Below are 12,683 nucleotides of genomic sequence, written 5' to 3'. Positions count from 1 at the left end.
CTGTTCACAGAGCTTAATCCAATTCCCATCCAATAGTCGTTTGAAACACATAATCCACAGTAGAAGCCCCTTGTACAGGTTTGCTATCGTAGTTATGCGTTAAACCTACCTGTACGAAGAAATCCAAAGGTAAATCGTATTTTACGTTTAAATTTAAATCGGTTCTAACACGATCTTTTTCAGTTAAACTGGGATAGGCAACAAATTTAGAGTAGAGGCTTAAATCACCATAATCGAACATGTTTAGTTCTAAAGAGACAAAGGCTTCCAAACTGTTTTTTGTATCTATAGACGAGTCGGTATAAATTTCATTAGTCCAGGCTAAACCGGTACCTGTGGCAAAATAGACTTTGTTGGAATGAACAAAATATTTACCAATACCCCCTTGAGGCGAGCTACGTAATTTTAATAACTGTTCGTCGTTTGCTAAAAAGTTGGCATTCATAAGGGCAAACCAGTCGTGCCTCATAAAGTATTTGGCACCAAGACTCGCATCGGTACGTTTGGTTTCATCTACATCGTCCTGATTACTTCTCACTGAGTTAAAAGCTGCAGTAAACCCCCATTTTTCGGCTGTATAGCCCAAGTTACTCAAAATGGAAAACTGAGTTAGATTATTGGTCTTAGCAAAGTTAAATCCTACCGATAAGCTGGCGTCAAGTCTGGAAATAAAGCTGTTTTCAATAGCTTTAATAAAGACAATGTCTTCAATCGTCGTTTCTATGGTTTCTCCTTCCTGGACCAGAGTAACTTTGGTAGAATCGCTTGGTTTGGTTTGTAGTGTACTGTTAATGCGTCTTCCGTTAGACAGGGAAAGTAAATACGTTTGAGCGCTGCTTACGTAAATGACATTTTTCCATTCTATTTTAAAATCACTGTCACTATAATCCGTTTCAAAGGTTAAAACGCCTTTGGTCATTTCTTTAATGTCACCAATAATTTTGTCTTTGTTATTTAAGACTAAAGTGTCTTTAGAGGTTTCTTCCTGCGCCTGAAGTGTTGTAAATATACAACTGGTTAAAATAAACAAGAAGGTCAAATGTTTGGAGGCTAATCGTTGGTTTAGCATGAGTTGGTTATTTTGATATTGATATAAGCTGTAGGTGCAAATAAATTTGCTTAAAGCTAAGATACTAAACTTTTTAATTAAAAAAATAACCCTTAAATGCCTCAACCTAAAAAAGATTGAAAACAAATAAGGGTTGTAAACTTAAAATGATTTGGATTAGTGCGCGGCACTCATATCTACTTTTCCAGCTCCTTTTTTTATTAATAATACAAAAGGTACACATAAGAGGAATAAAACGCCAAGGTATAAGAAAATATCCATGTATGATAATACCGTGGCCTGTTTCATTACAGACATGTCAAGTAATTGAAAGGTTTTATTTAAGGCTTCGTTTGTGGAATACCCTTTCCCCGTAAACATATGTTGTATGCCCTGTATGCGTTCCTGAACATTAAATTTTGTTACATCCAGATTGGGTAACAGGTTAACCCGATGTTGTTGTGTCCATCTGGAAATCATGGTAGTAATAATAGCAATACCAAAAGAACCACCAAGTTGCCGCATCATTCCTGTAAATGCAGCGCCGTCTCCAATATCTTTACCTCTTAACGTGGATAGTGATAAGGTGGTAATAGGTACAAATAAAAGGCCTAGTCCAACCCCTCGAACGATTAAGGGCCAGTAAAAATGTTCTACCCCGGTGTCTGGAGTCATTTCAATATACATCCATAAACTGTAGATAAAGAATATGGAAAAACCTGCCGTTACCATGTATTTCTGAGGCACTCCTTTTTGGATGAGTTTACCAATAATGGGCATCATTAATCCGGTAGTAATTGAACTCGGTATAAGAAGTAATCCTGCATCTGTTGCTGTAAATCCTAAAATGGACTGGGTGTAAATTGGGATGATGAAGGTAGACCCGTATAGACCAAATCCTAAAATGAAGGTCATTATGGTTCCTACTCTTAAATTTCCGTCTTTTAAAACTTTAAGGTTTACAATAGGATGCTCGTAAGTTAGCTCTCTCCAGATAAATAATATTAACCCGAATAAAGTGGTTATACTTAGTGTTGTAATTAAACCGTTATCAAACCAGTCGTCCTGCTGCCCGTGTTCCAGTACAAACTGTAGGGATCCTATAAAAGTTGCTAAAAGTATTATGCCCCACCAGTCTACCTGACTGGCTTTTAGTTTTTCACCATATTTAGGACTTTTTACGAACATTAAGGTTAAAAATGTAGCAATAATTCCTAACGGAATATTGATATAAAAAATATAAGGCCAAGAAAAATTATCTACTAAATAGCCTCCCAGAGGTGGCCCCAGAGTAGGGCCAACAATGACCCCCATACCATAAATGGCCTGAGCCATACCTCGTTTTTCCATGGGATAACTTTCTGTAATGATAGTTTGAGCAGTTACAAGTAACGCGCCTCCACCAAGCCCTTGGATAAATCTAAAGGCGACAAGCTCCCAGATATTTGTAGCGTTACCACATAAAAACGATGCCGTTGTAAAAATTATAATAGAAGCCGCAAAATAATTTCGTCTTCCAAACTGTTTAGACAACCAGCTCGTCATAGGAATAACGATAACATTGGCAATAGCATAAGCTGTAATTACCCAAGCTACATCGGTTAATGTTGCACCCAAACTTCCTTTCATATCGTTTAGGGCCACATTAACAATGGTAGTATCTATAATTTCCAGAAGGGCACATAACACAGCTGTTATGGTAATAATTACCCGTCTAAAACCATATTCTATTAAACTGTTTTCGTTTGTTTGTTGCATAATTTATTTTAAATGCACATCAATAACAGCGTTCATACCCGAACGTAATTTTAAAAATTGTTCGGCGTCATTATTATCTGTAAAGTTTATTTTTACAGGTAATCTCTGAATGGTTTTCACAAAGTTTCCAGTTGCATTATCCGGAGGTAAAAGTGAAAATTTAGAACCTGTTGCCGGTGAGAAATTAGATACAATACCTTCGAATTTAGCGTCCGGATAAGCATCAACTTTAATACTTACTTTCTGTCCGATTTGCATTTTGGACAGTTGGGTTTCTTTAAAATTAGCAACGACCCATTTGTCTTTAGTATTTACCAAATAAAACAGCGATTGCCCTGGTTGCACGAACTGACCTTCCTGAATACGAACAGCAGATAACTGCCCGTCTATTGGTGCAGTTACAAAAGTATAGGCTACGTCCTGAAGCGCTTTACTTAAAGAAGCTTGTGCTACTTTTAATTTGGCTTCGGCAACAGTAACCTGCTTTTCAGAAATAACCGTTTGATTTGAGGCTGCGTGACTTTGGCTGGAACTCGCAGCTTGTTGCTGCTTTAAAATTTCAAGTTGTTTTTCAGCTTCCTGCTTGGCGGCTAAAGCCTGTTCGTATTGTTGTGTAGTAATGGAGTGGTTTTGATATAAATTTTCGTAACGTTTAAAATCGTTTTGTGCTCTCCATAATCTGATTTTTGCCGTTTCAATATTAACGGTAGCAGAATTGGCCTGAGCAGAGGCAGCGTTAGAGTTTGCTTTATACGACCCGATGCTGGCCTGAGAAACAGCCAAACCACTCTCTGCACCTGCGACATTAGCCTGAGCCTGTTCCAACTGAATAATATAATCTGTATTATCTACGATAAACAAGGTGTCTCCCTTTTTTACCATTTGGTTATCTTCAACCAGAACATGTTGTATATACCCGCTTACATGTGGTATAATTGGTGTCATATGGGCTTCAACCTGAGCGTCATCGGTTTCTTCATGAGATAACGAATGTATAAACTTATATGTACCATATACTATGCCTATACCCATTAAAACCGAAATGATGAGTATGAATTTTTTATTGGTTTTTTTATTCTTTTCCATGTTTAATGTCGTGTATTATTACTTGTTTATTAATTGTGTTAATCTACCTTGAGCTGTAAGTAACTCGTAATATTTTTGAGAAATGTCTGCTCTGGCATAAGCTAAATTTATTTTGGCCTGTAATTGTTGTAAATCGGCTTCAAGCGTATCGTTGGTATCGGCCAATCCATTATCGAATTTATCTTTTACGATACGGTAATTTTCAACAGCCTGCTCTTCCGAAATGGTATAAACGTCTAACTTTTTTAAGGCCAGCAGATATTCCTGGTTTGCATTTTCAATTTCTATTTTAATATCATCGGTCACTTTATCTATGGCATATTGAAGTTCTTCAGCTTTACTTTTAGCAACTTCGACTTCGCTTTTATTTTTAAAAATATCAGATAGATTATACGATACGCCAACACCAAAATTTATGGCGTTTGTTAAGGTAAATGCATTACGGACATCGGCTGCCATATATCCACCCACCAAACCTATAGATGGATAGTAATTGGCTTTGGCCATTTTTATCTGATTTTCGGTAGCCAATTCCTGATACTTTAAAGCCTGAAGGTCGTTTCTATATATGGAATCACTTTTAACGGTTTCGGGTACCATTCCAAAATCCTTATGAATGGTAGAAATAACCGTGTCTTCCGGAAGCTTTAATAAGACAGCCAGTTTGTAATTTAAAATACGCTTGTTTTTTCGTGCTTCTTCAAGTGAAAGCTCTACGCTAGATTCTTGAAGTTGAGCTTTTAAAAGGTCGTTTTTGGCCAAAATGCCATTTTCTTCCATAGCTGTAAAATCTTTGACGCGTTGTTTTGCACTTTTTAAATTATCCTCGAACAGGGCTATGGATTCTTCGGCCTTATACAATGTTATGTATAAATTTATAGTCGTCAGTGCGAGTTGTTCATTGTCATTTTTTGCCTTATATGTTGTGGCGAGATGGAGGTTTTTACTTGCTTCAACGGCATTTTTAATTTTAAATCCGGAAAACAGTGGCATGCTTATATCTGCCTGCCCCATCAGTAACTGATTAACATTAGGTAGTGTAGTCGATTCGGAATTAGTATCTGCTGAAGATGCTCCTAATTTATTTTCGAAATCAACTTTGGTTAAATGACGATATTGTCCACCTATACTTAGATCGGGATACTGTGCATTTTTAGCTACGTTTACTTCGCTTTGGGAAGCTGCTATTTTAGCTTCATTTATTTTAGAGATATCACTGTTGTTTATAGCCAGGCTAACTGCTTCTTCCAGACTTATAGTCTTTGTACTCTGGGCATACGTCGAGAAAACACTAAGTAGTGTTATTAATAGTAGAGACGTAATTTTATTTTTCATAAGTTAATAATGCTTTTATTGTTTGCTGTATGTGTTTTGTTAATTGATTATGGACGTAATATTCTACATCTTCTTTTGTGTTTAGATTTAGTAAATTTTTATAAAAGAGTTTATTGAAATAAAAATGGAAATAGGGTCCTAAAATACTAGGGATGATTAACTGGATATTGACATCGGTTTTAAAAGCACCGTCCTTTTGTCCTTGCAAAACAAAATGCTCCAGAATCTGATAATTTTTCTTTTTATAGTTTTCGTAGGTTTCAAAATCGATAGTACGTGTACCGTTGGAATACTCAAAATTTACAATTTTATAGGTGCGACGATTTTTATGAATACGTTTTATGAGCAGGTCTATGAAGGCGTCTAATTTTTCGAAATAATTACTTTGTGTATTTATTATGGCTTCTGCCTGTAAACGAAAATATTTTAAACGGTAAACCAAAAGGGCTTCTAAAAGTTTTTCTTTAGAACCGAAGTAATACGAAATCATCGCAATATTTATGCCTGCAGCTTTCGCTATTAACCTTACCGAAGTACCATCAAAACCGTGTTCCGCAAAAAGTTCTTCCGCAGTTTTCAGGATTTTAATTTGTTTCTCGTTTAATTCCATACCTAGCCATTTTGAATTTCAGGCTACAAAATTAAACACTTGTTTAAATTAAACGTTTGTTTAAATGTTAAAATTTGTAAAAAATTAACAAAGACTAATGCAAGTGACTTTGTAAAGGTGTATAAAAAAGGAAAATCACTGTAAGGTTTTATTTATCCTACAGTGATTTTTGTTAAAAATGTATAAATGGAAATTTTATTTTTTTCTGAGTTCGAAAATGTCTTTTCTACGGTCTTTCAGGTTTTTTACACTTCCAAACTGGTTGAGGTTTCTAAGCAGGTCGATATCGACATCGGCAATTAAAATCATTTCGGTATTTGGAGTAGCTTCGGCTTTTATACCGTTGGCAGGGAAGGCGAAATCGCAGGGTGTAAATACCATGGATTGGGCAAATTGTATATCCATATTATGAACTTTGGGTAAATTACCCACACTGCCGGCAATGGCAACATAACATTCGTTTTCAATGGCACGGGCCTGAGCACAATGTCTAACGCGTGAATAGCCGTTTTGTGTATCGGTTAAAAAGGGTACAAATAAGATATCCATACCTTCATCGGCCAGCAAACGGCTTAATTCCGGAAATTCGGAATCATAGCAGATTAAAATACCAATTTTACCACAATCGGTATCGAAAGCCTGTAATTTATGTCCGCCTTCCATACCCCAGACTTTCGCTTCGTCTGGCGTTACATGTAGTTTTTCGTAGCGTTCTGTTGTTCCATCTCGTTTGCACAAATACCCCACATTGTATAAGCGATTATCCTCTGCAATTTCGGGCATACTCCCGGTTATGATATTAATGTTATATGAAATGGCCAGTTTTGAAAACTGATGTACAATTTCGGTTGTGTGTTCTGCAAGTAGTCTGATAGCTTCAGGCTCTGACAAATGATTGTCTTTCGCCATTAACGGCGCATTAAAAAATTCGGGGAATAAAGCAAAATCGCTGCGGTAACCCGATACAGCATCAATAAAATATTCGGCTTGCTGCATCACTTCATCCAGATTTTTGTACGGACGCATTTGCCATTGAATTAACCCTAAGCGAACTATTTTTTTTATAGTGGCAGCTTTAGTTTCCTTCTTCTCATAATAAATATTATCCCACTCCAGTAATACAGCGTAGTCTTCAGAATTGGTGTCGCCTTCCAGATAATTTTTCAAGACTCGGGTAGGATGGAAGTCATTAGAAATCTGAAAATTTAATACCGGATCGTGTATTTCTTTGCGTCTTACTTTTTCAATGTATTGTTTAGGTGTTAACTCACTGGAATATTTGTGGTAATTAGGGATTCGGCCTCCAAAGGCCAGCCCTCTCAAATTAAGCCGCTCGCATAATTCTTTACGATAATCGTATAGACGTCTCCCCAGACGAAGCCCTCTGAATTCCGGTTTTATAAACACATCGATACCGTAAATAACATCGCCGTTTTTGTTGTGGGTGCTAAATGTATAATTTCCGGTAATTTGTTTATAGGTATGTGCATCGTCAAATTTTTTGTAATCTACAATTATCGATAATGCACAACCGGCAATCTGGTTATTTATTTTAATAACAACCTGACCTTCTGGAAATCGTTTAATCAGGGTTTCAATCTGGTGTTCCCGCCAGTACGAATCGGGCATACTGCTGTATGATTCTATCATGGCAGCCTTGAGTTCCTGATAATCATCTAAACTTAAATACGCCAGTTCAATATTTTCAATGTCTTCCATAGCATGGTGGTTTACTGATCAACTATAATTCGTAACACCAGAATCTCAAATTAGGTTTAGGAGTCCGGAGTTTTAGTACTGAAATGTACAAATTAAAAGCTCATGTTGATAGAAAATCGATACCGTAATTTTAAGTATATCAAATGAATATATATTTTCTTATGCCCTTATTTTAGATACAAAATCCTTAATTTTTAATACCCCGTTTTCCGTTAAATGTTTTATAAAAGCACTACCTATTATAGCGCCTTTGGTATAGGTTGTAGCCTGATTAAATGTAGTATCGTTATTAATTCCGAAACCGATAATCTGCGGGTTTTTAAGTTGCATTTCGGAAATACGTTTAAAATATGCCGTTTGTTCTTCGCCGAATCCCGACTGACTTCCGGTTACGCTGGCACTACTAACCATGTAAATAAACCCGTTGGAAATATCATCAATAAATCTTATTCGTTCGTCGGAGGTTTGAGGTGTAATTAAAAAGACATTAATCAATCCATATTTATCAAATATTGTCTTGTAATGCGCGTTGTATTCAGCTACGGGTAAATCGGGAATAATTAATCCATCGATACCAATTTCAGCACACTTTTTACAAAATGCTTCAACGCCATATTGTAGCATAGGATTAAAATAGCCCATAATAATTAATGGAATGGAAACGGTTTTTCTGATATCTTTTAATTGTTCGAATAATATGGTTGTAGTCATGCCATTTTGTAATGCTTTTGTAGAGCTGGCTTGTATGGTTGGGCCATCGGCTAAAGGGTCGCTAAACGGTAAGCCAATCTCAATCAAATCAACACCAGCTTGTTCCAGTTGTTCTATGATAGTAACTGTATTGCTTAATTCAGGATATCCAGCCGTAAAATATATAGACAGTAAAGTATTTTCGTTTTGAAGTGTATTGTTAATTCTATTCATGATTTCAAACTATAACTTAAAATAATTAATGTAGGTGTTTAAATCTTTATCACCACGTCCGGATAAACTCAATACCACTATGTCTTCTGGTTTAAATTCTCGGGTGTTAAATACAGCAAGAGCGTGCGAACTTTCAATAGCAGGAATAATACCTTCCAGTTTACAAAGTTCCATACCGGCTTGCATGGCCTGATCGTCTGTAATTGAGATAAATTCTGCACGGCCTGTTGTATATAAATTAGCATGCATTGGTCCCACTCCTGGGTAATCCAGACCTGCAGATATAGAATAGGGCTCCGTAATTTGTCCGTCTTCTGTCTGCATTAACAAGGTTTTACTGCCATGAATAATACCTTCTTTTCCAAGTGCTGAGGTTGCGGCACTCTCTCCAGAATCCACTCCTAAACCTGCAGCTTCCACAGCAATTAAATTCACATCGGTTTCGTCTAAATACTGATAGAAAGCCCCGGCAGCATTACTGCCTCCACCGACACAGGCAATGATGTGGTCTGGTTTTTTACGTCCTTCTTTTTCCTGTAATTGCCCTTCTATTTCCTGCGAAATAACCGCCTGAAAACGGGCTACCATATCGGGGTAGGGATGAGGTCCAACAACGCTTCCTATAATGTAATGGGTGTTAACCGGGTTATTAATCCAGTCGCGTATGGCTTCGTTAGTGGCATCTTTTAAAGTTCTGCTTCCTGAAAGCGCCGGAACAACAGTAGCTCCAAGCATTTTCATGCGAGCCACATTTGGCGCTTGGCGGGCAATATCAATTTCACCCATATATACAATGCATTCCAGCCCCATAAGTGCACAAACCGTAGCGGTGGCCACACCATGTTGACCGGCACCAGTTTCTGCAATAATTCGTTTTTTACCAAGACGTTTTGCCATTAAAATCTGACCTATCGTATTGTTAATTTTATGTGCACCGGTGTGGTTTAAATCTTCACGTTTTAAATAGATTTTTGTATTGTATTTTTCACTTAAGCGCTTAGCATAATAAAGGGGAGATGGCCTTCCAACATAGTCTTTTAATAATTGTTGAAATTCTTCCTGAAAAGAAGGCTCATACATTATTTTTAAATAATTCTGGCGTAATTCCTCTACATTAGGGTACAGCATTTCTGGGATATAAGCTCCCCCAAATTCGCCGTAATACCCTTTATCGTTTATATTGTAACTCATAGCTGGTGTTGTAGTGTTAATGTGTAATTTTGTTTTAAAATGAACTAAAGTATTTAGGTTTTTAAACCCGGGTTTGGTCTCAAACTTACTGTTAACATCTATGGCATAACAGTATTTTGAGGCCGGACTATTAAAAAAATCATTTAACTTTTTAATTTCATCCGGACCAATGCCTCCACTTAAAAAATAGGGTTTTGTAGACGGGTAATTCTTAAGAATATTCCAGTTAAAAGTATAACCATTTCCTCCTGGAAGCTTCCCCTTAGTGTCGAATAGAAAATAGTGGCAAAAGGGTTCGAAGGGTTTTAAAATAGTAAAGTTGAAATCATCTTGTATAGAAAATACTTTTATAAGATCTATATCTGGTAATTGATTTTTTAACGTTTTAAAGAAAGTAACTGATTCTTCACCGTGCAGCTGTACTGCGTGAAGATTGTGTTTTAAAATTGTTGATTTTACAGTTTCCAGATCGGCATTTACAAATACACCAACTTTTTTAATGGTTTCCGGCAATTCCGGAATTTCAGTAGAGAAAAGCCGTGCTGAATTCTCGTAAAATATAAATCCGAGATAGTCTGGTTTTAAACTGCCAACCGCTTTAATATTGTCAGGGTATTTCATGCCGCATACTTTCAGTTTCATATTACGAATTTAAAGCGTTTATAAACTGTGCAGCACTTGCTCCGGCGTTATCGGTTTTCATAAAATTTTCACCAATTAAAAAGCCTTTGTATCCAAAAGGTTTCAAGGTTTTTATGGCTTCGATACTACTGATGCCACTTTCAGAGACCTTTACAAAATCGGTTGGAATAATTTCACTAAGGCTTTTGCTGGTTTCCAAAGACACCTCGAAAGTTTTTAAATTCCGGTTATTTACACCAAGCATATCCAGGCTGGGCATAACAGACTTATGAAGTTCTTCTTGATTATGTACTTCTAATAGCACTTCTAAATTTAAACTTTTAGCCAGTTCGGAAAAGCGTTTAATATCTTCACGGGGCAAAATAGCAGCGATTAATAAAATAACATCTGCACCGTAGGCTTTGGCTTCGATAATCTGATATTCATCTATGATGAATTCTTTGCGCAACAAGGGCAGATTGCAAGACGCTCTTGCGGTTAATAAATCATCTAAACTACCTCCAAAATATTTGCCATCGGTTAATACGGACATCCCGCAAACACCTGCACTTTCGTAACCTTTAGCCACATCGAAAACATTTAAACTCTGGTTAATTAAGGCTTTTGATGGTGATCTGCGTTTATGTTCTGCAATAATACCTGTTGTACTCTGTTTCAAAGCTGAAACCAATGAGTTTACGGGCCTGTTAAATAGTACAGAATGTTCTAGTTGCTCTACCGGAATCAGGCTTTTTCTTAAGGCAACCTCAAGTCGTTTGTCGGCTACAATTTTTTCTAATATATTCATGATGCTATGCGCTTAAGTCTACTAAAATTTTGAATCGTTTTAAGGCTTCACCTGATTCTAAAGAAACTTTGGCTGCTTCGAAACTGTCTGAAATCGAGATTTTATTCACGGTAGCTATGGCCATAGCGGCATTGGTACAGACCACATTATTTTGTGCTTCCGTTCCTTTTCCATTTAGAATATTAACAAAAATATCTGCGGCTTCATGCACGGTATTTCCTCCAAAAATAGCCTCTTGAGAAATACGGGACACTCCAAAATCTTCAGGTGACAACATGGTTTCCGCATGGTTTGAAATCACCTTGGTATCACAGGTCAGTGAAATTTCGTCGTAACCATCCAAAGCGTGTAAAATCGTGAAGTTTTTATCTGTATTCTGGTATAAATATCCATATAACCTTGCCAGTTCCAGACTAAATACCCCCACCAACTGATTTTTAGGAAAGGCAGGATTTACCATTGGACCAAGCATATTAAAGAACGTTTTTACACCAAGTTCTCTTCTTATAGGAGCTACGTTTTTCATGGCGGGATGGAATAGGGGAGCATGCAAAACACAAATGCCGGCTTTTTCCAGACAGCGTTCTAAAAAACCGGAATCATTAGTGAATTTTACACCCAGAGTTTCTAAAACATTACTGGAACCAGAAACAGAAGAGACTCCGTAATTGCCATGTTTGGTAACATTTACACCTGCTCCGGCCGTAATGAATGAAGCCAGTGTTGAGATGTTGAACGTATCTTTACCGTCTCCACCTGTACCACATAAATCAATGGTATTATATTCCGAAAAATCCACTGCCAGACATAAGTCCAACAGGGCATCCCTGAAACCTTCCAGTTCGTCGGTGGTAATGCTGCGCATCATATAGACCGTTAAAAAAGAAGCTATCTGGCTTTGGTTGTATTTACCAAGTGAAATGTTTACAAGAACATCTTTCGCTTCTTTTTTAGTAATATGCTCGTGATTGATGAGTCTGTTAAGTATTTGTTTCATAATTAGGAGTCTAACCAGTTTTTAAGCATTTGTTTTCCATTAGGCGTTAAAACCGATTCGGGATGATACTGTACACCTCTAACATTGTAAATTTTATGGCGTAAGGACATTATCTGTCCGTTTTCATCAAAAGAAGTGGCTTCCAAAACTTCCGGAAGTTTCGTGTCTACCACCCAGGAATGGTAGCGACCTACAGGAAAAGAGGTGTCAAACCCTTTAAATAAAGTTTCATCGTTTACAGCTAAAGAAACCTGAGTGGCCACCCCGTGGTAAACCGTATCTAAATTGGAAATAGTACCACCAAAAACTTCGGCTATAGCTTGTTGTCCTAAACATACCCCAAGAATGCTTTTGGTAGGGGCATAGGTTTTTATTATAGGTTTTAACAGACCGGCTTCGTCTGGAATTCCAGGGCCGGGAGACAGTACAATTTTATCGAAAACAGCGACTTCTTCCAGACTGATTTTATCATTGCGACGTACGGTAACCTGACAGCCTAGATCCTCGAGGTAATGCACCAGATTATAAGTAAAACTGTCGTAATTATCTATAACTAATATATGTTTCATAATGCGATGTATCGTTT

General features: G+C 37.1%; 11 protein-coding genes and 1 pseudogene. All 12 read right to left on the bottom strand.

Annotated elements, in window-relative coordinates:
- Positions 1-13 precede the first annotated feature (13 nt).
- Positions 14-1,069: a DUF481 domain-containing protein gene (locus I3217_RS14865; RefSeq protein ID WP_435050564.1), complete on the bottom strand. Its 1,056-nt coding sequence runs from the start codon at positions 1,067-1,069 to the stop codon at positions 14-16.
- A gap of 156 nt (positions 1,070-1,225) precedes the next feature.
- Positions 1,226-2,806 (bottom strand): MDR family MFS transporter, encoded by a 1,581-nt coding sequence (locus I3217_RS14860; protein WP_435050563.1) that lies wholly within the window; start codon positions 2,804-2,806, stop codon positions 1,226-1,228.
- A 3-nt stretch (positions 2,807-2,809) separates the two neighbouring features.
- Positions 2,810-3,892 carry an HlyD family secretion protein gene (locus I3217_RS14855; RefSeq protein WP_435050562.1) on the bottom strand — a complete coding sequence of 361 codons (1,083 nt, stop codon included), beginning with the start codon at positions 3,890-3,892 and terminating at the stop codon, positions 2,810-2,812.
- 18 nt (positions 3,893-3,910) lie between these two features.
- Positions 3,911-5,227, bottom strand: coding sequence for a TolC family protein (locus tag I3217_RS14850; RefSeq protein WP_435050561.1), 1,317 nt, complete (start codon positions 5,225-5,227; stop codon positions 3,911-3,913).
- Positions 5,217-5,837, bottom strand: a complete 621-nt coding sequence (locus tag I3217_RS14845) for a TetR/AcrR family transcriptional regulator (protein ID WP_435050560.1) — start codon at positions 5,835-5,837, stop codon at positions 5,217-5,219. The genes I3217_RS14850 and I3217_RS14845 overlap by 11 nt, the downstream gene beginning before the upstream one ends.
- Before the next feature lie 195 nt (positions 5,838-6,032).
- Positions 6,033-7,556, bottom strand: coding sequence for a bifunctional GNAT family N-acetyltransferase/carbon-nitrogen hydrolase family protein (locus I3217_RS14840; protein WP_435050559.1), 1,524 nt, complete (start codon positions 7,554-7,556; stop codon positions 6,033-6,035).
- A gap of 159 nt (positions 7,557-7,715) precedes the next feature.
- The gene (gene trpA / locus I3217_RS14835; RefSeq protein WP_435050558.1) at positions 7,716-8,480 is read right to left on the bottom strand and encodes a tryptophan synthase subunit alpha; all 765 of its coding nucleotides are present in this window, start codon (positions 8,478-8,480) and stop codon (positions 7,716-7,718) included.
- Between the two features lie 9 nt (positions 8,481-8,489).
- A complete protein-coding gene (gene trpB, locus I3217_RS14830; protein WP_435050585.1) occupies positions 8,490-9,671 on the bottom strand; it encodes a tryptophan synthase subunit beta in 1,182 nt (393 codons plus the stop codon).
- 48 nt (positions 9,672-9,719) lie between these two features.
- A pseudogene (locus I3217_RS14825) lies at positions 9,720-10,292 on the bottom strand (phosphoribosylanthranilate isomerase); the annotation flags it as partial.
- A gap of 22 nt (positions 10,293-10,314) precedes the next feature.
- A complete protein-coding gene (gene trpC, locus I3217_RS14820) occupies positions 10,315-11,100 on the bottom strand; it encodes an indole-3-glycerol phosphate synthase TrpC (protein WP_435050557.1) in 786 nt (261 codons plus the stop codon).
- Positions 11,101-11,104: 4 nt separating this feature from the next.
- Positions 11,105-12,097 (bottom strand): anthranilate phosphoribosyltransferase, encoded by a 993-nt coding sequence (trpD, locus tag I3217_RS14815; protein WP_435050556.1) that lies wholly within the window; start codon positions 12,095-12,097, stop codon positions 11,105-11,107.
- Positions 12,098-12,099: 2 nt separating this feature from the next.
- Positions 12,100-12,666 (bottom strand): anthranilate synthase component II, encoded by a 567-nt coding sequence (locus I3217_RS14810; protein WP_435050555.1) that lies wholly within the window; start codon positions 12,664-12,666, stop codon positions 12,100-12,102.
- Positions 12,667-12,683 lie beyond the last annotated feature (17 nt).

The organism is Formosa sp. S-31, assembly GCF_051172795.1.
In the GTDB taxonomy this organism is placed as follows: domain Bacteria; phylum Bacteroidota; class Bacteroidia; order Flavobacteriales; family Flavobacteriaceae; genus Formosa.
The sequence above is the reverse complement of the archived record's forward strand: the minus strand, read 5'-3'. Positions and strand labels throughout refer to the sequence as shown.

Excerpts from the sequence above, each read along its gene's own strand:
- I3217_RS14840 (WP_435050559.1), bottom strand. The coding sequence starts at position 7,556 with ATGGAAGACATTGAAAATATTGAACTGGCGTATTTAAGTTTAGATGAT.
- I3217_RS14855 (WP_435050562.1), bottom strand. The coding sequence starts at position 3,892 with ATGGAAAAGAATAAAAAAACCAATAAAAAATTCATACTCATCATTTCG.
- I3217_RS14865 (WP_435050564.1), bottom strand. The coding sequence starts at position 1,069 with ATGCTAAACCAACGATTAGCCTCCAAACATTTGACCTTCTTGTTTATT.
- I3217_RS14845 (WP_435050560.1), bottom strand. The coding sequence starts at position 5,837 with ATGGAATTAAACGAGAAACAAATTAAAATCCTGAAAACTGCGGAAGAA.
- I3217_RS14810 (WP_435050555.1), bottom strand. The coding sequence starts at position 12,666 with ATGAAACATATATTAGTTATAGATAATTACGACAGTTTTACTTATAAT.
- I3217_RS14850 (WP_435050561.1), bottom strand. The coding sequence starts at position 5,227 with ATGAAAAATAAAATTACGTCTCTACTATTAATAACACTACTTAGTGTT.
- trpB (WP_435050585.1), bottom strand. The coding sequence starts at position 9,671 with ATGAGTTACAATATAAACGATAAAGGGTATTACGGCGAATTTGGGGGA.
- trpA (WP_435050558.1), bottom strand. The coding sequence starts at position 8,480 with ATGAATAGAATTAACAATACACTTCAAAACGAAAATACTTTACTGTCT.
- trpD (WP_435050556.1), bottom strand. The coding sequence starts at position 12,097 with ATGAAACAAATACTTAACAGACTCATCAATCACGAGCATATTACTAAA.
- I3217_RS14860 (WP_435050563.1), bottom strand. The coding sequence starts at position 2,806 with ATGCAACAAACAAACGAAAACAGTTTAATAGAATATGGTTTTAGACGG.
- trpC (WP_435050557.1), bottom strand. The coding sequence starts at position 11,100 with ATGAATATATTAGAAAAAATTGTAGCCGACAAACGACTTGAGGTTGCC.